This window comes from Halomonas hibernica (genome assembly GCF_013183775.1).
GTDB lineage: Bacteria > Pseudomonadota > Gammaproteobacteria > Pseudomonadales > Halomonadaceae > Vreelandella > Vreelandella citrativorans.
Genome location: NZ_VIFN01000005.1, coordinates 1 through 22,446, shown reverse-complemented (window position 1 = coordinate 22,446; position 22,446 = coordinate 1). Strand labels below are relative to the sequence as shown.

The window sequence follows — 22,446 nt, the reverse complement described above, 5'->3', positions numbered from 1 at the left end:
GCCCCTGGTTGCGGGGGCGGAGTCGTTTGGTTGAAAGAAAGTGTGATTAAAAGAGCATTTGGTTGGGTGGACGTTTAGTTAGAAGGAAGTAGGCATGGAGAAGGAACAGGCACCGCGTTGGTGGGCGGTGGTCGCCGTGATGATCGGCATTTTTCTATTGGTAACCGCTGAACAGCTGCCTATCGGGTTGTTGTCTCAGGTGGCTTCATCCATGGATGTAACACCCGGTGTCGCTGGCTTGATGGTAACGGTACCGGGCGTGGTCGCCGCTTTTTCGGCGCCGCTACTGCCCGTGGCGGTAGGCCGGTTGGATAGGCGCATTATGCTCACGCTACTCATGGTCGTCATGGTGATTGGTAGCGTGCTTTCAGCGCTGGCCAGTAGCTTTATTCTGCTGCTGGCCGCCCGCGTGCTGGTGGGTGTCAGTATCGGCGGTTATTGGGCCGTGGCCGGGAGTATTGCTCCGCGCTTGGTGCCCAGCGATAAAGTGCCCAAGGCCATGACGATTATTTTTGGCGGCGTAGCCGCTGCATCGGTGCTTGGCGTGCCACTGGGTACCTTACTGGGTGATCTAAGCAACTGGCGAATCGCGTTTGGGGCTTTGGGCGGTTTTAGCCTGTTAACCGCACTGGCACTGTGGTGCTGGCTGCCGCCACTTCCACCCAGGGAGCCAGTCCGTCTCAAAGTGCTGGCCCAGCAGTTCACTAGCCGTGGCGTTCGGGTCGCGGTTCTGGTCACGGGCTTTGTAGTTGTTGGACACTTTGCAGCGTACACTTTCATTAGCCCTATCCTTCAGGAGATAAGCGGTGTAGCTCAGCGCCATGTGGGCAGCTTGCTGCTACTGTATGGGGCGGCAGGAATACTGGGCAATATCGCCGCAGGCATGTTCGCTGGGCGCCATCCTTACCGAGCGGTGCTGGCGATCCCAAGCTTGCTGCTATTGGTGGTGGCGTCTTTCCCGCTGCTCGGGGTCGAGCCTGTCAGCGGCGTGCTGCTACTCATGGTGTGGGGCGCGGCCTTTGGCAGCGTGTCGGTGAGCATACAGACGTGGATTTTACGCACGGCACCCAATACCGAAGCCGCGACCGCCTTGATGGCCTTTGTATTCAACCTCTCCATTGGGCTGGGCGCGATGGTCGGTGGCCGGGTTGTTGATGCTACTAGCCTGCCTATTACCATGTGGGCCGCATCGGGCCTATTCTTGCTGGGCGCGCTGTTGGTATGGCGAACACCCGCCACCATTGTGGGTGAAAAGCACCGCTAAGCGCCCCATGAGTGCTAGATGCCAGATGCGAAGCCTTGAGGCATAAAAATGCCCCTGTCAGTGACAGGGGCATTTACATTTTAAGCGTTAATCGCCGAGATCAGGGGCGCTCAATCGCCAGTGCCACCCCTTGGCCGCCGCCGATACACAGCGTTGCCAGGCCTTTCTTGGCATCCCGGGCAATCATCTCATGAAGGAGCGATACCAGTACGCGACAGCCAGAAGCGCCAATCGGGTGGCCCAGGGCAATCGCGCCACCGTTGACGTTGACCTTGGATATATCCCAGCCCAGCTCTTTCTGAACAGAAAGGGCCTGTGCCGCAAAAGCCTCGTTGGCTTCCGCCAGGTCCAGGTCCTCCAGGCTCCAGCCGGCTTTTTCCAGGCAGCGACGGGTAGCGGGCACGGGGCCAATACCCATAATGGCAGGGTCTACGCCCGCATTGGCATAAGCGGCAATACGTGCCAGCGGCTCAAGACCTAACGCCTTGGCTTTTTCTGCCGAGCAGATCATCACAACGGCCGCGCCATCGTTCAATGAGGAGGCGTTACCTGCGGTAACGGTGCCATCCTTTTTGAACGCTGGGCGCATGCCCGCCAGCTTTTCAGCGGTAATTTCGCGCGGGTTCTCGTCGGTATCAAACACAACGGGATCGCCTTTGCGCTGGGGGATCTGCACCGGCACGATCTGGCTTTTAAATTTGCCCTCTTTAATGGCCTTGGCAGCGTTCTGTTGCGACTGAGCGGCAAACGCGTCCATTTCCTCGCGGGTGATACCGTATTTTTCAGCCAGGTTTTCGGCGGTGATGCCCATATGGTAGTCATTGAAGGCGTCCCAAAGGCCGTCATGCACCATGGTATCAATGGCTTTCCAATCGCCCATGCGCTGACCAGTGCGCGAATGGGGCAATACATGGGGAGACGCCGACATGTTTTCCTGCCCACCCGCCAGGATCAGCTCAGCGTCGCCACAGCGAATCGCTTGTGTGGCAAGATGCACGGCTTTTAGGCCTGAGCCACATACCTTGTTGATTGTCATGGCCGGTACAGAGGCCGGCAGGCCCGCTTTAATCGCCGCCTGACGAGCAGGGTTTTGCCCTACGCCCGCCGTCAGTACTTGACCGAGGAGTACTTCGTCCACCTGGTCGGGGGAAACGCCGGTTGATTCAAGGATATCCTTAATCACTAACGCGCCAAGCTCGCTTGCAGGAATGCCTGCCAGTGAACCGCCAAAGGAACCGACCGCGGTGCGGCGAGCCGCAACAATGACCACTTCTTGCATGAGATGACTCCTAACGTGAGTAAGGTAGACCGCCTGTTTTGCTATTTTGTTTGTACGGGCCTGTTTTTACGGACCTGTTTTACTGTCTGTTCTTACTGCCTGATGTACTGAGCATAACCTACGCTATCTGTTTTTTATGTCAGGCTTGCTACTCAGCATAGGGGAAAGTTGTGCGTTGCGGCAATGCGCTTTTTTAAAGGCAAATAAAAACGGACCCTGAAGGTCCGCTCGGTAGATGACTAGAAGGCGTAGCCTACGCCAGCTGCACCGGGATAGCGTTGCTGGTATGGCTAACCTCGTTACCTTCTTGTAGGTAGACCAGAGCTGGCTGGTGCTGTTCAAGCTCGGCTTCCGAATAGTGGGCGTAGCTACAAATAATAATCCGGTGGCCGGGGGCAGCTAAATGCGCTGCCGCGCCGTTAATCGAGATCAAACGAGAGCCTTCTTCGCCACGGATCGCGTAGGTGGTAAAACGCTCACCGTTTTCAACATTATAGATCTGGATTTGTTCGTTTTCACGAATACCGGCCATATCCAGCAGGTCGCCATCAATGGCGCAAGACCCTTCGTAATTAAGCACTGCATGGGTAACGCGTGCCATATGGAGCTTGGCTTTGAGCATAATTGTTTGCATAACAACTCCTGGTTGCGAAGCCTGCGGCTTGGCGATAAAGCGTAATGGATCAAGCGGGCAGCTGCACGCTGAGATTATCAATCAAGCGAGCGGGACCTAGCCGAGCAGCGGCCAGTAATACCGCGTCACGAGTGGTGGTGCTGACAGGCGTTAACTCGGGCGTACGAAGCTCAAGGTAATCGGGCGTAAAGCCCGACTCGGTAAGCGACTTTAAACCGTACCTGAAGGCGGTTTCCAGTGACTCACCCTGTTCCAAGGCGTCGCGCAATTCACATAGTGTGTGGTAAAGCGTAGGGGCTATCGCGCGTTCGGCATCGCTCAAGTAGCCGTTACGCGATGAAAGTGCCAGCCCATCGTCATCGCGCACAATCGGCACGCCAATAATGTCAATCGGCATATGCAGGTCCTGCACACACTTGCGAATAACGGCAAGCTGCTGGTAGTCCTTCTCACCAAAGCAGGCAACGTCAGGCTGTACCAGATTAAACAGCAGCGTGACAACGGTAGACACGCCGTCAAAGTGCCCGGGCCGTGAGCCACCGCACAGGCCCTCACCCACGTCAGGCACGTGAACGCACGTTTGTGAGGTTAGCCCATTGGGATAAAGCGTGCTTACCGAGGGTGAAAAGAGCACGTCGCATCCGGCTGCCCTAAGCTTTGCCTGGTCATCGGTGAAGGTGCGTGGGTAGCCGTCCAGATCTTCGTTAGGCCCAAACTGCATGGGGTTTACAAACAGGCTGGCAACGACAACATCTGCGTGCTCACGCGCCTTGGCAACCAGCGCTAAATGCCCGGCATGAAGATTGCCCATGGTCGGCACGAGCGCGATTCGCTGGCCGCGCGTTCGGTAGTCGCGCAGGAGGCTGCGCAGGTCGTTGATCTCTCGCAATGTACGCATAGTCATGTGTCGTAAGGTTACGTCGCAAACGGGCAGATTAGAAGCAGTGCTCGGGAGCTGGGAAGGCGCGCGTTTTGACCGCCTCGTGGAAGTCCTGAAAGGCGCCCTGAATATTGCCAGCATCTGCCATGAAGTTTTTCACAAACCGCGGCGGGCGGCCATGGGTGACGCCGAGCACATCATGCATGACCAGAATTTGACCATCGGTATCGGGGCCTGCGCCAATTCCGATGACCGGTACATCAAGTGCGTTGGTAATGGCCTTGCCCAGGCTTGCCGGTACGCACTCCAGTAATATAACCGAAGCGCCCGCCTCAACCAGCACTTTGGCATCTTGCAGGATACGCTCTGCCTGGGTGGTGTCTCGTCCTTGTACCTTGTAGCCACCTAGCTGATAAACCGCCTGTGGCGTTAAGCCCAAGTGGGCGCATACGGGCACGCCGCGGCGTGTTAGCTCACGGATCCCCTCGGCCATCCAGGCTTCGCCTTCTACCTTGACCAGTTCCGCACCGGCACGCATGAGGGCTGCGCCGTCTTCCAGCATGCGCTGCGTAGAGGCGTTACTCATAAACGGCAGGTCAACCATCAACAGACTATGGCCTTTGCCGCGTGCGGCACAGCGGGTGTGGTAGCAAATATCGTCGACTGTCACGGGGAGCGTGCTGGTATGCCCCTGGAGCACCATGCCGAGCGAGTCACCCACCAAAAGCACGTCGATACCGGCGTGGCTCGCCGCTTGGGCAAAGGAGGCATCGTAAGCGGTTAAGCAACTAAACGTTTCGCCAGCGCGCTTGTAGGCCTGTAGCGTGCTTAGAGTCACGGGTTTCATGGCATGCTCTCACTCGTCGTGGCCGCTGCGGCATGGGCAGCCGGCCGTTGTTAATATCACGCTGTTGCGATGTTCTTAAAAAATGGGCCCTGAAAGACAAACCAGAACGTTAGTGTGTGGGCTGGAAAACGATTGTTACCCGGTCCAGTGTTGTGTGTCGAGGCTAGGGTAGCAAGATAACCGCTTAGGCAGGGCCATCTTCGACTAAACGCTGAATGCCTGGTTCGGGGATTTGATTTAGCCATTCGCTTACCGGCTGCTGGCGAAGCGTCAGCGTTGCATCCAGTTCCGCCAGGGGAGCGAGCACAAAGGCGCGCTCGAGCATACGCGGATGGGGAACGTTTAAACGCGGATAGGCAATTGCCTGCTGGTCAAAAAGCAGTAAATCCAGATCCAGTGTGCGTGGGCCCCAGTGGCGTAGCCGCTGGCGCCGGTGCTGTTGTTCCAGCGCCTGTAGTTGGTCAAGCAGCGCCAGCGGTGAAAGGCGCGTTGTCAGGGCGACTACTGCGTTGACAAAATCCGGCTGGTCCTGGGGGCCAACTGGGCGGCTCGCGTAAAGTGAGGAGGTGGCCGTCAACTGGCTCAAGGGCAGCAGGGCAAGTGCCGAAATCGCCTGGCGCACCTGCCTGATAGGATCATCAAGATTACTACCCAAGCCAATATACGTAAGCGATGTCGGGCTCATGCGTTGCTCACTTTTCCGATTTGCGCGTGGGTTTACGGCGCCGTTTGCGGCGGCGGTCGCCCTGGCTTGCCGGGTCGCCCCCAATTTTTTGTAGCAAGCGAAGCTGCTCATGCTCGTCGCCCTGCTGGAAGGCCGTCCACCAGTCGCCCAAGCCGCGCGGGATTTCGCCCGCCTGCTCACGCAGCAGCAGTAAGTCGTAAGCGGCACGAAAACGTGGGTGCTCGCGGGTTTGGAACGCACGCTTGCCGCGTCGTAACGGCAGACGTGCCTGTAGCTCCCAAATATCGCGCATGGGCATGCCAAAGCGTTTAGGGATAGAGGTATGTTCCAATTGACGCGACACCACCTCCTGCGATGCCGTTTGCAGTGCCGGTATCGCGGGCATGCCTTCACTTTCAAGCTCGGCCTGGCGATTGGCAACCGGGGCCCATAAGAAGGCGGCCAGCAGGAAGGCAGGCGTCACCGGGCGACCTTCGGCAATGCGCTTGTCGGTATTGGCCAAGGCGAATTCAATGAGCTTTTCCGCCCACGCCGCATCGGCCATGGCCTCTTCCGATTCGGGGAAGAGCATGCCAAACAGGCCGTAATGGCTAAGCAGGCGGAAGGTTGCCAACCCATAGCCTGACATAAACATCTTAAGCACTTCATCAAATAGCCGTGCAGGCGGAATTTGCAGCAACAGCGGCGCAAGGTCGTACATCGGTGCTTCGGTGTCAGGCTCAATAGTGAAGTCGAGCTTGGCCGCGAAGCGAACGGCGCGCAGCATACGCACCGGGTCTTCCCGGTAGCGGGTGGCTGGGTCGCCAATCAGGCGCAGCGTGCGCGATTCAATATCACGCGCACCGTTGGCAAAGTCGTGAAGGCTGAAGTCGGCAATGTTGTAATACAGCGCGTTAACGGTGAAGTCACGCCGTAAGGCATCTTCCTCAATGCTGCCCCATACATTATCTCGCAGCAGCAAGCCGGCGTCCGACTGGTGCGCGATATTCTCGCCGTGTTCGTCTTGCGGCTTGCCACGGAACGTAGTGACTTCGATGACCTCGCGCCCAAAGCGGACATGGACAATACGAAAGCGTCGGCCAATCAAGCGCGAATTGCGAAACAGGTCACGCACCTGCTCCGGCGTGGCGTTGGTGGCAACGTCAAAGTCCTTGGGCATTTTGCCAAGCAGCGCATCGCGAATACATCCGCCCACCAGGTAGGCGTCGAAGCCTGCACCGCTAAGGCGGTAAAGCACTTTTAGCGCAGCGTCGCTGATATGTTGGCGAGAAACAGGGTGCTCGGACCGAGGGATAATGCGTGGGCTGAGAGCGGTTCCACTCTCTTGGGGATCGAGCAGGGTTTTCAATTGCTCTCCCGGGCTATGTAAGAAACGGGTAAATCCTTTGAACATGCGGCGATATCGACTCGCAGGGTATCGAAAAAGTGACCGTGAAGTAAGCGGTAAGCCGATGAGTGTAGCCGACCCCTTTACGCTTGCAAAGCATCTCGGGCAGGTTTGCGAACGCCTTCCCCTTTAAACGCGGAAAGGGGAGGCTAAAAGAGCCTCCCCTATAAAGCATTTAATCAGCGTCCATGCTGCTGTTTTTCTTCATGATGGCACATCGCCCTGAATACGCACCGCAGTCGATAGGCAGTATCCGACCGCCTCGTATTCAAAACAATAATCCAACCGCGAACTTTTCTTCCCCGACGTATTATTGTTGGTTCCGGGGGTGTACACACTCACTGCTATTATTCTTGTTGGGGCGCAGATCATTTGGTGTACGTCGCGTCCATTTTGGGCACTTGCTACCTGTTGTTTTTATTAGCTGCGCTTATTGTGCTTAGCGCCAGCAAGTCATGAGATTGAAGCCTGTTGTTATTATTAGTGCTGTTATCTCCCCTGGCCTTGTTGTTTTTGTTATGGCTCAGGTTAGGGTGGTGTCATGTTGTTTTTGTTAGTGACCCACCGCTTGGCCCAGTTTATTTTTCTTACCCAGTAATATTGCACTCGTCGTGCCACTTGTTTAAATGTTTATTTATTTCATGTGCTTATGATTATTTTTTTATTTTGAGGAACTTCGGTGACAGATAAGTGTTACCGTTTTTGGTCCGGTTTTTTACGGGCATTGTGTGGGTAGGTAACAATGATTGGGTAACGTAAATCGGTTATTTTTTATTTAAATCAGTATAGTAGACGATGGTCGTAAGCATTTGGTGTGAGGCGCTGGTGGGCAGGCCAGTCAGCGACGTCAATTGGGACGCCGAGCAGTTTTTTTACGCGGGATGCCAAGCCGCTGGCGCCGTTCCCACAGGTTTTTACGACTAATGCCCAGTTTTTGAGCCAGCTCGGTTTCGCTCATCAGGTCCTGATGCTCAAGCACAAAGTGCTGGAAATAGTCTTCCAAAGAGAGATCATCCTCATCCTCCGCTGGCGTGCTCTCGTCGCTGGAGGAAGCCGCTGAACTCGCCTGTGAATGGGCGCGAGGCGGTGCAGGTGCCAACCCGAGATCGTCCGGGTGAATCAGATGGCCTTCGGCTAAAATCACGCCTCGCTCCAGGGCGTTTTCAAGCTCACGAACGTTACCTGGCCACGGGTAATCACGCAGGTCCTGACGGGCGGCCCTTGAAAGCCGTAGGCCGGGGCGCTCGTGACGCGTGCACGCTTTATCCAGCAAGATATCGGCAATCTGGAGCACGTCGTCTTCGCGTTCGCGCAGCGGGGGGAGCTCGATCTGCATCACGTTTAAGCGGTAGTAAAGGTCCAGGCGAAATTCACCACTTTTGGATAAGGCACGCAGGTCGCGGTGGGTCGCGGCAATCAGGCGGACATTAACGTGGCGGGTCTCCACAGAACCAATCTTGCGGATTTCTCCCTCCTGTAACACACGCAGCAGGCGTGCCTGGGCATCAAGGGGCAGCTCACCAATCTCATCAAGAAACAGCGTGCCCTGGTCGGCGGCCTCCACCAAGCCGGTGCGTGATGCGCTGGCGCCGGTAAACGCGCCTTTCTCATGGCCGAACAGTTCAGACTCAATCAGCGTTTCGGGAATAGCGGCACAGTTAACGCTGATTAGCGGGGCGTTGGCGCGCTTGCTTTGTTGGTGAATGGCCCGCGCAACCAGCTCTTTTCCGGTACCTGATTCTCCTAAAATCAGCACGGTCACATCGGCCGGGGCGGTTTTGCGGATACGCGTATAGACCTGCTGCATGGCCGCGCATTCGCCAATCATCATCTGCTGGCTGCCACCATCATCGGTAATCGCAGGTGGCTCGCCATGCTGCATCGACTGCTGATGCAATATACGCTCAACGGTCTCCAGCATTTCAGTATGGTCAAACGGCTTGGCGATATAATCGACGGCACCTTGTTTTAAGGCATCTACCGCTGAGCGCATGCTGGCATAGCTGGTCATGATCAGCACCGGTGCGGGAGCAGCAGCGCCAATCAACGTGGTGCCAGGCTCACCCGGCAGACGCAGGTCACTGATAATGAGGTCGAACTCAGAAAGCGTTAGTTGGTTGGCCTCTTCAACGCTGCCTGCTTCGCTGACGGTATAGTCATGACGCTCAAGCAGGCGCTTTAGCGCACTGCGAATAATCGCTTCATCTTCAACAATCAGAATCCTGGGCATAGGGTCGCTGGCCATCCTGTTGGTAAAGCGGCAGCCAAAGCGTAATGGCCGTGCCGCGAGGCTCATTGGGCGGCGGCGAGGCCACGTCTATTCTGCCTTGGTGCTCGTTGATAATTTGATACGCAAGCGACAGCCCAAGTCCTGTGCCTTCGCCTGCTGGTTTGGTCGTGGTGAATGGCTCAAACAAGTGGTCACGCACGCGAGGATCGATTCCCTGGCCGTTATCCGTTACCCGCCACCAGGCACTGCCTGCCTGCTGCCCTGCGGTAATCACCACTTGGCCGCCGGGCATGCAAGCGTCCCTGGCGTTGCTAAGCAGGTTGACCATCACTTGGGTTAAACGCTGAGCATCCCCGCGTACCACAAGACCATCAGGGCACGCATTGGTCAACGTTACATCCTCACCCGAGCGCGCGAGGTGGATCAAGTTTAATGCGTCTTCGCTCAGCGTGTTAAGCGCCGCAGGAGACGCAGGCGGCGGGCCTGCCTGGCGCCCGCCATGCGCAAAGCCGACCAGCGAGTTTACAATGGTCGTTACGCGCCGGGTTAGCTGCTGGATCTGATCCGCAGTCTCCAGCAGGGCGGGGTCATTGGTATCGTAGCGTAAATTTTGTGCCAGTGACGAAATCCCGGTAATCGGGTTGCCAATCTCGTGGGCAACGCCGGCTGCCAACTGGCCAATAGAAGCCAGGCGGGCAGCATGGACCAACTCATCTTCCAGCCACTTCATCTCGGTGTGGTCTTCGACCAACACCACGCTGCCACCCCGGCTGTCGTGGCCGCTAAGCTCGGCTTTATGCAGGGTAAGAAAGTAATCCTTGCCGTGCAGCGACACCGCCTGCTTATAAAGCGGTGTGTGGGAGGCCAGTAAGACGTTGCCCAATAGCTCAGGCCACGGCGCAGGTAAATTATCGCAGCGCGCGCCAATCACGCTTTCGCCGCTGATGCCAGAAAGCTGGGAAAGCGCCTCGTTCCACATCAAAAGCTCTTTGTCATCGCCAAATACGCACAGACCAACAGGAAGATAAGCCAGCGTTTGGCGGTGGTGGCGGCGCAGTCCGTCAAGCTCTCGGGCAAGCCCGGTCAGGCGTGAACGGTAGGCTTCCAGGCGGCTCTCCACAAAGTGGATATCGTCCGTTACCGGGGCGTCGTCATGGCGGTAGGGCAGGTAGCGGTCGACAATATCACGTGCGACCGAAGGCCCCATTAAGCCTGACAGGTTGGCCTGAATGCGGTCACGCAGGCGGCGCAGTGCGTAAGGGCGGCGTTCTTGTGGCGTGAACTTGAGCGCTTTTAATGCTCTGGATACTTCTCGCTGGGCGGCTTCATCGCCGATCGCTTGCGCCAGATGAGTAGAAAAGTCAGCAGCGGTGGCTGCCTCCAGCGGTAGCCGCTTGGAGCGGATAACGGCATCGACGGAGCACGCCTCGGCGGCTGATTTTTCGCCCTCTGAAATACGTGTAAACAGCGAAATAACCATCAAGAGAACAATGTTGGTCGCCAGTGATACCAGCGTTACCGTGTACCAGGGCGGCGCACTGTCGCTCATCAGGTGAGTAAAGGGCAGTGCGGGGGTCGGGAACGTGAAGATAAGCGGTAGCCAAAGCCCCCAAAGCCATAGGATGACACCTGCGATAAGGCCAACAACCATGCCTTTGCGATTTGCACCTGGCCAGTAAAGCAGTGCCAGCATGCCGGGCAAGCACTGCGCCATACCCACAAAAGAGGCCATGCCCAGGCTCACGAGGTCGTGATGGCGCCCAACCCCCTCATAAAATAGCCAGCCGCTAACAATCACGCCGACCACCAAGGCTCGGCGTAGCCAGAGTAGCCAGCCATAAAGATCGCTACGCGCTTCGGGCGGCCTGGCCACCAGTACAATATGGTTGAGCACCATGCCGGATAGCGCCAGGGCGATCATGATCATCGTACCGGTGACCGCAGCGAGCCCGGCCAGAAATGCCAGTGCTTTGACCCACCAGTGTTCGCTGATCATATACACCGCGTAGGCCGTGATCGGAAGCTCGTTATTGACCGATTGAGCGGCCCACCAGATAAGTGGTATCGGCAAGGCCATCAATAACAGGTAAAGCGGTAATGTCCAGCTGGCCTGAAGCAGGGTGTGGCGTGACAGGTTTTCGGCAAAGGTAATATGAAATAGATGGGGCATCATGAACGCGGCTGCAAAAAACAGCAGTAACAGCGTGCGCCATTGAGCGTCATCCAACTGATAGGTTGCCTGCTGGGCTTGTAGGCCTGGCCCCTCAAGCCAGCGTTGTAAATCATTGGGTCCATCAAACACAAGCCATAAGGCCACCGCTCCCAGGCACAGCATGGCGAGTAGTTTGATCAGAGACTCAAGCGCCAACATGCTGATTAACGGGTCCTGGCGCGTATGGCTATGTCGGGCTCCGAACATCACGGCGAGTACCGCAATCAGCCCACAAAATAGCAGGGCGACCGCGGAACTATAGGCACTGCCGGTGAGCCATTGAATAGCGCTGCTCAAGGTTTGAACTTGAATGCCTAACAGTGGCAGCACGGCCAAAAGACTGATTAACGTGACCAGTGAGCCTGCCCAGCGCGAACGAAACCGGAACGCAAACAGATCCGCGAGTGAAGCGAGCTGATACGTGCGGGTAATCCGCTGGATAGGCACTAGCAGGACCGGAGCAAGTAGAAAGGTACCGGCCGCGCCCAGGTAGTAAGCCAGGTAGCCAAACCCTGCCTGGGCCGCAAGTTCAATGCTGCCATAAATTGCCCAGGCGCTGGCATAAACGCCGAGGGCGAGGGTGTAAACGATGGGATGGCGGGTAACGTATGTAGGCAACCAGCCGCGCTCAACGGCGACGCCACAGCTAAACATCAGCCCCAGGAAGCCCAGACCGAGCAGTAAAACGCCGGTTAACTCAACGCTCATCTAACTTCCTTTTTTGCTCAAGCCATAGCGTGAGCGCAATCAACACGCCCCAGATAGCGAACGGGCGATACCAGGCCGTGCTCGGATTGCTCCAGCCGTCCATTAATAACGGAGAGAGCAAATAACCGCCAAACACCAAAAACAGCATGATGCGATAGACATACATGGAGAACTCCTTACGGCGAGCGGCGGTGTTCGGTGGGGGAAAGGCGCTCAATCGCCCAGTTTGCCACTGCCCAGTGTAGCTGGCTGGCGGGAGGTTCTGTGGCCAGAGCGGCCGGTGGTGCTTGATCAAGCGCTTGAAGCGCCTGAAAAAGCTGGCGCCGCCTGCCGTCCTCGTCCTCGGCAAGCGCCGGGGCCAGGTTCTGTTTTGAAAGCTTTTGGCCGTCTGGGGTGACGACCAGTGGCAAATGTAAATAGCGCGGTTCTGGAAGCTTCAAAGCGCTTTGAAGCTGACGCTGCCAAGGGGTGTTGTCGAGTAAATCGAGCCCACGAACCACGTCGGTAATACCCTGCTCGGCATCGTCAACGACGACCGCCAACTGATAAGCCCAAAGACCATCCTTGCGCTTAAGTACCACGTCACCCAGCGCTACTGGGTCAAACTGCTGCGCGCCAAACAGACGGTCCTGCCAGACAATCGGGCGCTTGGCCAGGTCACTGCGTAACCGCCAGGCAACCGGCTTATCCGGCTCCCTTAACCCGTCACGGCACCAGCCTGGATAAATAGCATGCGATTGCCACTGTTTGCGTGAGCAGCTACAAGGATACGCCAAGCGCTGATCAATGAGTTGATCCAGCGCTTGTTGATAAGCGTCATGGCGGTTGTGCTGCCAGCATAGCGTTTCATCCCACTGTAAGCCAAAGCGTTCCAACTGGCGCAAAATGGTGGCGTCTGCCCCTTGGGGGCAGCGCGGTGGGTCGATATCTTCAATACGCACCAGCCAGCGCCCGCCAGCGGCACGGGCATCCAGATAACTGCCGAGCGCTGCAACAAGCGAACCAAAATGCAAAGGCCCTGAAGGAGTGGGGGCAAAGCGCCCCCGGTAGCTGGTAGAAGACATCATGCAAACCTTTACCCAAAACAAAAGCGGGCACCCAAAGGTGCCCGCTTCAGCGTTAGCGTACCAAGGGGTTAAATAACCGGCTTAGCCGCCAAGCTGTTTTTCTTTAAGTTCCGCCAGGGTTTTGCAATCAACGCAAAGGGTGGCGGTAGGACGGGCTTCCAAACGACGAATACCGATTTCAACGCCGCATGCTTCGCAGAAACCATAATCGTCGTCGTCGATATTTTCGATGGTTTCATTGATTTTCTTGAGCAGCTTGCGCTCGCGGTCGCGAGTGCGCAGTTCAAGGCTAAAGCCCTCTTCCTGCGTTGCCCGGTCGGCGGGGTCGGCGTAGTTGTTGGCGTCTTCCTGAAGGTGGCGCACGGTGCGGTCCACCTCTTCCATGAGGTCTTGCTTCCAGTCCAACAGCAGCTGACGAAAATGCGCCAACTGCTTATCGTTCATGTACTCTTCACCCGGTGCCGACTCATACGGAGTGAAGGACTTGGCCGCTTCCGGTTTTTTTTCCGCTACTGGCATGGGATTGCCCCTTACGTATATGACTGCTGATCGATCATGAGCGTATGCCACGATCTCACGCCAAAGGGATGCTTGTTTAGCTGAAAAACTCCCGCTTTGCAAGCATAATGGTGCGTTTGCGACTATGGTCCTACTGCTTGTAAGACCCCTGTCATGCTTTAACTTTGCTAGATGAAGGAGCCGTTATGGCCTGGAACCCACGAATCAGCCACGTGGCACCTTTTCGCGTGATGCATCTATTGGAAATGGCCCAGGCGCGGGAGGCGGCGGGGCATGACGTGATTCATCTGGAGGTCGGCGAACCAGACTTTGCCACGCCTGAGTCGGTCATTGCGGCAGGTCAACAGGCCTTATCACGTGGCCAGACGCGTTACACTCCCGCCGCCGGGCTGCCTGCGCTACGTGAGGCCATTGCCAGGCACTACGCTGAACACTTTAATGCTGACGTGGACCCTGCCCGAATTCTGGTTACGCCGGGTGCATCCGGCGCGCTGCTGCTGGCAAGCCAACTGCTTGTAGAGAGCGGTGACCGGGTGCTGATGGCGGACCCCAATTATCCATGCAACCGCCACTTTATGGCGTTGGCAGGCGCTGAAGTTGACGCGGTTTCCGTGGGGCGTGAGAGCGGCTGGCAGTTGGATGCCGGTTTGGTCGAGCGGCACTGGCGTGATGAAACCCGGCTGGCCATGCTGGCTTCGCCCTCCAACCCTACCGGGCACACCTTGAGTGCTGAGCAGCTGTCTCAAGTGCTGGACGCTGTGGCCACGCGCTCGGGCGAAGTGATCGTTGACGAGATCTATCAAGGGCTCAACTACGACGATGTTCCGCTGTCTGCGACATCACTTTCCAGCGAAGCGTTTGTGGTTAACAGCTTCTCAAAATATTTCGGTATGACCGGCTGGCGCTTGGGCTGGCTGGTCGCGCCGCAGCGCGCGGTTGAGCCCTTGACCCGGCTTGCCCAGAACGTCTTTCTGGCAGCTTCTACCCCGTCTCAGCATGCAGCGCTTGCCGCTTTCACTCCCGAGTGCCGGGCGATTCTGGAGCAGCGTCGTGAAATTCTCGCTGAGCGCCGTCAGGTATTGCTTGATGGGCTGGCGACGCTTGGCCTGGCGCCCGACTTACCGCCTCAAGGCGCGTTTTATGTCTGGCTGGATATCTCGCGCTATAGCCGCGATAGCCAGGCCTTTTGTGAACGGCTGCTGGAAGAGGAAAACGTAGCCATTACCCCCGGTATTGATTTTGCCGTGCGCGGTGGCGAGCACCATGTGCGGATTGCGTTTACCAATGATGTTGCTCGGCTTGAGGAGGCGGTGGCGCGGATCACCCGCTTCGTGGGGCGGCTATGACACGGGCCTCTTCGCTGCCTTCTCCATTGGGTTATCCGTCACTGGTTCCCGGTACGCTGCTGCGCCGCTATAAGCGTTTTTTTGCTGACGTGCGCTTGGACGATGGCCGAGAAGTGGTAGCGCACTGCCCCAATACCGGGTCGATGAAAGCCGTCAATGTGCCCGGCTGCCGAGTGTGGCTGTCACCCAGTGATAACCCCAAGCGCAAGCTTTTATGGACATGGGAGCTCATTGAGCTGCCCCAGCCCGATGGTAGCGTGTCGTTGGTATCGGTTCATACGGGGCGAACCAACCGGATTGTCGAGGCGGCGCTCAGTGCTAACCAACTGGAGGCGCTTACCGGTTATGCCTGCCAGCGTCGTGAGGTAAAGGTCGGGGAGTCGCGGCTTGATTTTCTGCTTGAGGACCCGGTGAAAGGGCGCGCGTACATTGAGGTCAAACAGGTAACCCTCAAAGAGCAGGATGGATACGGTTATTTCCCCGACTCGGTAAGCGTGCGCGGGCTTAAACACCTGCAGGCGTTAAGTGCATTGGCCTTGCAGGGGGAGCGGGCCGTGCTGCTGTTTTGCATTGCCCACGAAGGTATTAACGATGTTGCACCCGCTGCACATATCGACGCCGCCTATGCGGCAGGGCTTGAGGCGGCGGTTGCCAGCGGTGTTGAAGTGCTCGCGTATGGTACGAGCACTCAGTGGAAGGAGGGTGTTCCGGTCAGCGTAACGCTTGCGCGCACGCTGCCGGTTCGCTTAACGGCGACGTACGCGAAAGATGGCGATCTCGCCGAAGAGGTTGGGCCACCACTTTGAGGTCCAGTGCCCGCGGCGCTCGCCCACACCCACGGCACGATCCACGATGACCAGGCCCTTTTCACGGCACAGCTGCTCGAAGTCGTTAAAGGTCGACAAGTGAATGTTGGGCGTGTCGTACCAGGCGTGAGGCAGCGACTTGGAGACCGGCATGTAGCCGCGTAGACCCAGGTAGACGCGGTGACGCCAGTAGGCAAAGTTGGGGAAGGTGATAATGCCTTCGTCAGCGACGCGCAGCATTTCATCAAGCATTTTGTCGGGGCGGCGCAGTGCCTGGAGTGCTTGGGTCATGATGACCAGGTCGTAGCTGTGATCGCAAAAGCTGGCCAGTCCGTCGTCCAGGTTGTGCTCTATCACGCTGACACCGCGTGCCACGCAGCTGGTAATGCCGTCTGGGTCGATCTCCAGACCATAGCCAGTGACGCTCTTGTCGCGGGCCAGGCTCTCCAGAAGTTCGCCATCGCCGCAGGCGAGATCCAGTACGTGAGCGCCTTTAGGCACCCAGTCGTAAATCAGTTCAAGGTCGGCGCGCATCAACGGGTCTCCTCCAGGCCTAGCTCACGAGCAGTACGGTTCATAAAGGCGCTGAACAGCGCTTCATAACGCGGCTCTGGTAGCAGGAACGCATCGTGCCCATGGGGCGACGCAATATTGGCGTAGCTAACCGACTTGCCCGCTCGGATAAGGGCATCGACCAGCTCACGGGAACGGGCGGGCGGGAAGCGCCAATCGGTAGTGAAACTGACAATCAAGAAAGGGCACTGTGCCGGGGCAAGCGCTTTGGCCAGGTCACCGCCGCAGGTGGCGGCCGGGTCGAAATAGTCCAGCGCCTTGGTCATCAGAAGATAGGTATTGGCATCAAAGGCGGTGGAGAATGCATCGCCCTGGTAGCGCAGGTAGGATTCGACCTGGAACTCAACATCGAAGCCGAAGTTAAGGTCGTCGCTTCTAAGGTCGCGCCCGAACTTGCTGCCCATGGCGTCTTCTGACAAGTAGGTGATATGTCCCACCATGCGTGCCAGTTTCAACCCGCGCTTGGGTACGGTGTCATGCTCGGCGTACCAGCCGCCGAAGAACTCGGTGTCTGAGCGAATGGCCTGACGGGCTACTTCGTTAAACGCAATGTTCTGCGCTGAAAGCCGGGGCGTTGCGGCAATTACCACGGCATTTGCTACTCGCTCAGGGTAGGTTATTGTCCACTGCAGTACCTGCATGCCACCGAGGCTTCCGCCCACGGCGGCCGCCCAGCGCTCAATCCCCAGATGGTCGGCCAGGCGTGCCTGGCTTGCGACCCAGTCGCTGACCGTGACCATGGGGAAATCTGGCCCCCACTGGCGACCGGTTTCAGGGTTGTGGCTAACCGGGCCGGTGCTGCCGTGACAGCCGCCCAGGTTATTCAGGGAAACGACAAAGAAGCGATTGGTGTCGATCGATTTACCTGGCCCAATGTGCGCATCCCACCAGCCGGGCTTTCGGTCATCCAGACTGTGATAGCCCGCCGCGTGGTGGTGGCCGGAAAGCGCATGGCAAATCAACACCGCATTGCTGCGTTCGGCGTTTAAGGTGCCGTAGGTCTCATAGATCAGCTCATATTCCGGAAGTACTTTTCCGCAGGCGAGGGCAAGCGGTGTGTCGAACTGCGCAACATGAGGCGTGACAAGACCAACGGCGTCCGTTGGTCGGTCAGCAAGGGCAAGCGTATCTGAGTCGGGCATCGAAAGCGTTAGTCCTGCAAAAAGGGTTCTTCTGAATAAAGCCGGGGGAAGCGGGGCTAAAGCCTTAAAGCCCTACCAGGGCCCCTGAAATGCCGGCAGCACGGATCAGAGAGCCAACCACCAGGCCATCAAGAAGATTAATGGCAATAAAGACCACAATGGGGGACAGGTCGATCATTCCCAGCGGTGGAATCACCCGGCGTACCGGCGCCATGATGGGCTCAACCACCTGCATGACCAGCAGTGCGCCCGGGTGGCTGGCATTCGGAGCCACCCAGCTTAAAATGATCATCACAATCAGAGCGAAAAAGTAGATCTTTAATATCGCATTGGCAATCGCCGCCACCCCGGCAATCAGTAGCCCGGCAATGGGCGGGATACCAATGCCGATCACCATGAAGATAGCCACCATGCTCACTACTTTTAGCACAAAGCCTGCGGCGAGCGTGGCAAGGTCGAAACGGCCCGCCACAGGGCCCAAAAAGCTCTGAAAAGGCCTTACGACAGGCTGGGTGATCTTAACCACCGACTGACTTAGCGGGTTATAGTAGTCCGCCCGCGATGCCTGCAATAAGAATCGCAGCATCAGTAAAAATAAATAGATATTGATCAGCGAGTTAACTAGCGTTAACCCGGCGCTACCCAATTGACTGCCCATTGCTGGTGTCTCCGTTACGTTAGATGATTCAGTGGCTGCTTAATTCACGGGCCATTTCCTGGGCGCGCTTGGCACAGGCTTCCATGGCATCGGCAATGGTAGTGCGCAACTGCGCCTCTTCCAGATGATGAATCGCGCGCTCAGTGGTGCCGCCTGGCGACATCACGTTTTGCTTGAGCGTGGCAGGGTCTTTGTCACTCTTCTGCGCCATGGTAGCGGCGCCCAGCGCCGTTTGGATGGCCAGGCGGCGCGCCGTTTCAGCCGGTAATCCAAGCGTTACGGCAGCCTCTTCCATGGCTTCAAGCATTAAAAAGAAATAGGCCGGGGCGCTACCAGAAACCGCCGTTACCGCGTCCAAAAGCGGCTCTTCTTCCACCCACTCAACAATGCCGACAGCTTCCATTAGCTGAGTGGCGATATCGCGCTGGGCATCGCTCACGGCTGAATTGGCGAACAGGCCGCTGGCGCCGTATCCCACCAGCGAAGGTGTGTTGGGCATGCAGCGGACCAGGGCGTTATTGCCCCCTAGCCACTGGTCGATGGTCGCGGCGTCCAGACCTGCTGCAATGGAGATCACCAGCGGGCGCTGTTGCTGAATAGTCTCCCGCAGCTTTTCACATACCACCCGCATGATTTGCGGCTTAACGGCCAGCACCACCACGTCAGCGTGACTGACGGCAACGTTGTTGTCGGTGTGAATATTAATACCCAGGCGCTCTTTTACCGGCGCAAGCTCGCTGCTGCTGGGCGCGGTGGCGGTAAGGTCCGTGGGTGCAACACCGCTGTCGATAAGGCCGCCGATAATAGCGGTCGCCATATTGCCTGCGCCGATGAAAGTGATCTTATTTGTCATGTGCGTGTCCTGTGTTATGAATTGACTGCGCCGCGCGCACCGAAAATAGCGGTGCCTAAGCGTACCAGTGTGGCACCTTCCATGACGGCGGCTTCAAGGTCATCACTCATGCCCATTGAAAGCGTATCTAATGGGGCCTGAGGCAGCGTTGTCTGTAGTTCTGTCAGCAGGTGCCTTAGTTCGGCTAACGGCTTGCGCTGTGCCTCTAGTGTGTCCGCTGGCGCGGGAATTGCCATTAAACCGCGCAGCCGTAAACGGGGTAGCTGGGCTACCTCATGGGCCAGCGCCCTAACGTCTTCAGGCATCACCCCCGATTTAGACGCCTCACGGCTAATATTAACCTGTAAACATATATTTAACGGCGCTAAATGACCTGGGCGCTGCTCGCTGAGTCGGTTGGCAACTTTTAAACGGTCAACGCTATGCATCCAGTCAAAGTGCTCTGCCACTGCGCGGGTTTTATTCGACTGTAGCGGGCCAATGAAATGCCACACAATATCGTTTAGGTCAGCAAGCTCGGTCTGCTTGTCTAATGCTTCTTGCAGGTAGTTTTCGCCGAACGCCCGCTGACCAAGTGCATAAGCCTGGCGAATCAGAGGGGCTGGCTTGGTTTTACTCACCGCAAGCAGCGTTGCGTCATTTAAAGGACGCTTGGCCTCTAAAAGCGCCTGATGCAGACGTTCTCGCGCTTGGGCGAGCGACTCAGGAAGCGCGATGTCCATCATACTCAAGCACCTTACCGCAGTTGGAAGTGAGAGGGATATTACCGAACTGCGAGCATCCTCGGCAAAGTAGAATGCGTATGAACGGCCTCTTTTCGCTAATAAATATCAGCAGCTTCCATCGCCTGACGCTTAGCGTGAGTAAATGCCCCCTAATACACGCAGGCCGCTGGCACCCGTGACCGAGGGTAAATTACCAGGTAAATGGTGCAAACGCTGATGGGCAAGCCAGGCAAAGGCGCCTGCTTCAATCCAGTCTTCTGGCCAGCCGTAAGCCGATGGCGAGGTAAACGCGGCGTTAGGTAGGTAATGGGCAAGGCGTGCCATTAAGTAGGCGTTGTGGGCGCCTCCGCCGCAGGTGATTAGGGTTGCGGGTTGGTTGTCGGGCAATAAGTGCTTAATGCCTTCGGCCACGCTGATCGCTGTTAGCTCGGCAAGTGTGGCCTGCACATCTTCGGGTGACTCCGTGCCGGTAAGGTGCTGCTTGAGCCACGTTAAGTGAAACAGTTCGCGCCCGGTGCTGCGCGGCGGCGGTTGACGAAAGTAGGGTTCGTTGAGGCAACGCGCCAAGAGAGCGCTATCTACCTGGCCGCTTTTGGCCCAGCTGCCGTTTTGATCAAAGCGGCCGGGATAATGTTTTGCAAACCAGGCGTCCAGTAATACATTAGCCGGGCCGGTATCAAACCCTAATACCGGCTGTTCAGCATGGCGCGGTAGCCAGGTAACGTTGGCAATCCCGCCCAGGTTGAGGATGAGTTGTTCTGCCGTTTGCCTGCCGAATAGCGCCTGATGAAAGGCGGGCGCAAGTGGGGCCGCCTGACCGCCTGCCGCCAAGTCGCGGCGGCGAAAGTCGGCGACGACCGTACAGCCTGTCAATTCCGCCAATAGGCTTGGGTTATCCAGCTGCAGCGTGTAGGCAGGGCCACCGCTATGTCCGTCAGGCGCATGCTCGATAGTTTGGCCATGGCTGCCGATTGCACTGATCTGGCTGGGTGAAAGGCCTTGCTGGGCCAAAAGGGTGTTAATAGCCTGCGCCTGAAGATGGCAAAAGGCATTTTCGGCCAAGGCCAACTGGGCGAAATTTACCTGCTCTGCGTTACATAGCGTTAATAGTGCGCTGTGCAATGCCTCCGGCATGGGCTCGGCATGGGTTGCCACTAACCGAGGTGGGGCGCTGTGAGTGATCGCAACAAGCGCTGCATCAATGCCGTCAAGGCTGGTGCCTGACATTAAACCCATATAATAAAGCGTGGGAGCAGTCGGGGGCGTTTTCATAAAGCAGAGTATCCAAGGCGGTGCGAAGGCTCAACCAGGTCGGGCAGGCATGGTAACATCGTCGGCTATTGTTCATCTGTATGCCCAATGGGGCAACGTTTAGAGTGGAGAGAGGCAATGAGTGAGGTGGATCAGGCTTTAGCGCTGTTGGCGCGGGGTACGCATGAAATCCTCGTAGAGGACGAGCTTAAAAAGAAGCTGGCCTCCGGGCGCAAGCTGCGTATCAAAGCTGGTTTTGACCCCACCGCCCCAGACCTGCATTTGGGTCACAGCGTACTTCTGACCAAAATGCGTCAATTCCAGGACCTGGGGCATACCGTTATTTTTCTGATCGGTGACTTCACTGGACGTATTGGTGACCCGACGGGTAAGAACATCACCCGCAAGCCACTGACCGAAGCCGATGTGAAAGCCAACGCGGAAACCTATAAAGAGCAGGTTTTCAAGATCCTTGATCCTGAAAAGACCGAGGTGCGCTTTAATGCGGAGTGGTTTGGCGAGCTGACCGCCGCCAAGATGATTGAGCTGGCCGCACAAAGCACCGTTGCGCGTATGCTTGAGCGGGATGATTTTGAAAAACGCTATAAAGCCAATCAGCCTATCGCCATTCATGAGTTTCTGTATCCGCTGGTTCAGGGCTATGACTCTGTGGCGCTGGAAGCGGATATCGAGTTAGGCGGCACCGACCAGAAGTTTAACCTGCTGATGGGGCGTGAAATTCAAAAGCACTTCGGCCAGGAGCCTCAAGTTGTTATCACCATGCCGTTGCTGGAAGGTCTTGACGGCGTGCAGAAGATGTCGAAGTCGCTCGGTAACTACGTGGGCGTTGATGAAGCACCGGGTTCCATGTTCAACAAGCTGGTTTCAATGCCCGATAGCTTAATGTGGCGCTACTTTGAGCTACTGTCGCTGAAATCCAACGAAGAGCTTGATGCGCTTAAGCAGAGTGTTGAGCAGGGTGCGAACCCACGTGACGTGAAAATGGAGCTGGCGCGTGAGTTGATTGCTCGCTACCACGGTGAAGAAGCCGCCGCTAATGCGCACAAGTCCGCAGGTAACCAACTGGCCGATGGCGAACTGCCTGACGATCTGCCAGAAATAGAAGTGGATTTTGAAGTCGCTGATCAAGCCCCCATTGCTGCCGTACTCAACCGTTCAGGCCTGACCAAAAACAGTGCTCAGGCGAAAGACATGCTTAAGAACGGGAGTATTAAGGTCGATGGCGACGTGGTTGCGCAGGACACCATGCTGGCAACGGGTAAGGCCTACGTTATACAGGCAGGCAAGAAACGTTACGGTCGTGTGACGCTTGTTTGAACTTTTTGAAACTATCTTCAAAAAGGCCTTGCCAAACGCCCG

Annotated in this window: 21 protein-coding genes; 4 read left to right on the top strand and 17 right to left on the bottom strand. The window is 56.9% G+C overall.

Features of this window, described 5'->3' with window-relative positions; translation table 11 throughout:
- The first annotated feature begins 94 nt into the window (after positions 1-94).
- The gene (locus FKN99_RS09170; RefSeq protein ID WP_172117588.1) at positions 95-1,264 is read left to right on the top strand and encodes an MFS transporter; all 1,170 of its coding nucleotides are present in this window, start codon (positions 95-97) and stop codon (positions 1,262-1,264) included.
- Positions 1,265-1,364: 100 nt separating this feature from the next.
- On the opposite strand, the gene FKN99_RS09165 is transcribed toward FKN99_RS09170, so the two are convergent.
- The 11 genes from FKN99_RS09165 to dksA form a co-directional block, all read right to left on the bottom strand.
- Positions 1,365-2,543 carry an acetyl-CoA C-acetyltransferase gene (locus tag FKN99_RS09165; RefSeq protein ID WP_172117587.1) on the bottom strand — a complete coding sequence of 393 codons (1,179 nt, stop codon included), beginning with the start codon at positions 2,541-2,543 and terminating at the stop codon, positions 1,365-1,367.
- 253 nt (positions 2,544-2,796) lie between these two features.
- The gene (gene panD, locus FKN99_RS09160; protein WP_087108680.1) at positions 2,797-3,177 is read right to left on the bottom strand and encodes an aspartate 1-decarboxylase; all 381 of its coding nucleotides are present in this window, start codon (positions 3,175-3,177) and stop codon (positions 2,797-2,799) included.
- Positions 3,178-3,226: 49 nt separating this feature from the next.
- On the bottom strand, positions 3,227-4,075 hold the full coding sequence (gene panC / locus FKN99_RS09155; protein ID WP_172117586.1) for a pantoate--beta-alanine ligase: 849 nt from the start codon (positions 4,073-4,075) through the stop codon (positions 3,227-3,229).
- 37 nt (positions 4,076-4,112) lie between these two features.
- Positions 4,113-4,904: a 3-methyl-2-oxobutanoate hydroxymethyltransferase gene (gene panB / locus FKN99_RS09150; RefSeq protein ID WP_172117585.1), complete on the bottom strand. Its 792-nt coding sequence runs from the start codon at positions 4,902-4,904 to the stop codon at positions 4,113-4,115.
- 184 nt (positions 4,905-5,088) lie between these two features.
- Positions 5,089-5,589, bottom strand: coding sequence for a 2-amino-4-hydroxy-6-hydroxymethyldihydropteridine diphosphokinase (gene folK, locus FKN99_RS09145; protein WP_172117584.1), 501 nt, complete (start codon positions 5,587-5,589; stop codon positions 5,089-5,091).
- Positions 5,590-5,596: 7 nt separating this feature from the next.
- A complete protein-coding gene (pcnB, locus tag FKN99_RS09140; protein ID WP_172117583.1) occupies positions 5,597-6,982 on the bottom strand; it encodes a polynucleotide adenylyltransferase PcnB in 1,386 nt (461 codons plus the stop codon).
- An 841-nt stretch (positions 6,983-7,823) separates the two neighbouring features.
- A complete protein-coding gene (locus FKN99_RS09135; protein WP_172117582.1) occupies positions 7,824-9,206 on the bottom strand; it encodes a sigma-54-dependent transcriptional regulator in 1,383 nt (460 codons plus the stop codon).
- Positions 9,184-12,126, bottom strand: coding sequence for an ATP-binding protein (locus FKN99_RS09130; protein WP_172117581.1), 2,943 nt, complete (start codon positions 12,124-12,126; stop codon positions 9,184-9,186). Before FKN99_RS09130 ends, FKN99_RS09135 begins: the two co-directional genes overlap by 23 nt.
- Complete coding sequence (locus FKN99_RS09125) at positions 12,116-12,292, bottom strand: hypothetical protein (protein WP_172117580.1); 177 nt, start codon at positions 12,290-12,292, stop codon at positions 12,116-12,118. Before FKN99_RS09125 ends, FKN99_RS09130 begins: the two co-directional genes overlap by 11 nt.
- Positions 12,293-12,302: 10 nt before the next feature.
- The gene (gene gluQRS / locus FKN99_RS09120) at positions 12,303-13,193 is read right to left on the bottom strand and encodes a tRNA glutamyl-Q(34) synthetase GluQRS (protein WP_172117579.1); all 891 of its coding nucleotides are present in this window, start codon (positions 13,191-13,193) and stop codon (positions 12,303-12,305) included.
- Between the two features lie 81 nt (positions 13,194-13,274).
- Entirely contained in the window at positions 13,275-13,712 is a 438-nt protein-coding gene (dksA, locus tag FKN99_RS09115; protein ID WP_087108663.1) for an RNA polymerase-binding protein DksA, read from the bottom strand.
- 185 nt (positions 13,713-13,897) lie between these two features.
- Between dksA and FKN99_RS09110 the strand changes: the two genes are divergently transcribed.
- Positions 13,898-15,058: an aminotransferase class I/II-fold pyridoxal phosphate-dependent enzyme gene (locus tag FKN99_RS09110; protein WP_172117578.1), complete on the top strand. Its 1,161-nt coding sequence runs from the start codon at positions 13,898-13,900 to the stop codon at positions 15,056-15,058.
- A complete protein-coding gene (gene sfsA / locus FKN99_RS09105; RefSeq protein ID WP_172117577.1) occupies positions 15,055-15,864 on the top strand; it encodes a DNA/RNA nuclease SfsA in 810 nt (269 codons plus the stop codon). The genes FKN99_RS09110 and sfsA overlap by 4 nt, the downstream gene beginning before the upstream one ends.
- Here sfsA and metW read toward each other — a convergent pair.
- From metW to FKN99_RS09075, 6 genes are all read right to left on the bottom strand, one after another.
- Positions 15,805-16,398 carry a methionine biosynthesis protein MetW gene (gene metW / locus FKN99_RS09100; protein WP_172117576.1) on the bottom strand — a complete coding sequence of 198 codons (594 nt, stop codon included), beginning with the start codon at positions 16,396-16,398 and terminating at the stop codon, positions 15,805-15,807. The two genes, sfsA and metW, sit on opposite strands and share 60 nt — an antisense overlap.
- Positions 16,398-17,579: a homoserine O-succinyltransferase MetX gene (gene metX, locus FKN99_RS09095; RefSeq protein WP_172117575.1), complete on the bottom strand. Its 1,182-nt coding sequence runs from the start codon at positions 17,577-17,579 to the stop codon at positions 16,398-16,400. Before metX ends, metW begins: the two co-directional genes overlap by 1 nt.
- Before the next feature lie 64 nt (positions 17,580-17,643).
- Complete coding sequence (locus tag FKN99_RS09090) at positions 17,644-18,237, bottom strand: YggT family protein (RefSeq protein ID WP_172117574.1); 594 nt, start codon at positions 18,235-18,237, stop codon at positions 17,644-17,646.
- A gap of 28 nt (positions 18,238-18,265) precedes the next feature.
- Positions 18,266-19,090 carry a pyrroline-5-carboxylate reductase gene (gene proC, locus FKN99_RS09085; protein WP_172117573.1) on the bottom strand — a complete coding sequence of 275 codons (825 nt, stop codon included), beginning with the start codon at positions 19,088-19,090 and terminating at the stop codon, positions 18,266-18,268.
- 14 nt (positions 19,091-19,104) lie between these two features.
- Complete coding sequence (locus tag FKN99_RS09080) at positions 19,105-19,815, bottom strand: YggS family pyridoxal phosphate-dependent enzyme (protein WP_172117572.1); 711 nt, start codon at positions 19,813-19,815, stop codon at positions 19,105-19,107.
- A gap of 129 nt (positions 19,816-19,944) precedes the next feature.
- Positions 19,945-21,087: an anhydro-N-acetylmuramic acid kinase gene (locus FKN99_RS09075; RefSeq protein WP_172117571.1), complete on the bottom strand. Its 1,143-nt coding sequence runs from the start codon at positions 21,085-21,087 to the stop codon at positions 19,945-19,947.
- 117 nt (positions 21,088-21,204) lie between these two features.
- Here FKN99_RS09075 and tyrS point away from each other — a divergent pair, with 117 nt between their 5' ends.
- Positions 21,205-22,404, top strand: a complete 1,200-nt coding sequence (tyrS, locus tag FKN99_RS09070) for a tyrosine--tRNA ligase (protein ID WP_172117570.1) — start codon at positions 21,205-21,207, stop codon at positions 22,402-22,404.
- Positions 22,405-22,446 lie beyond the last annotated feature (42 nt).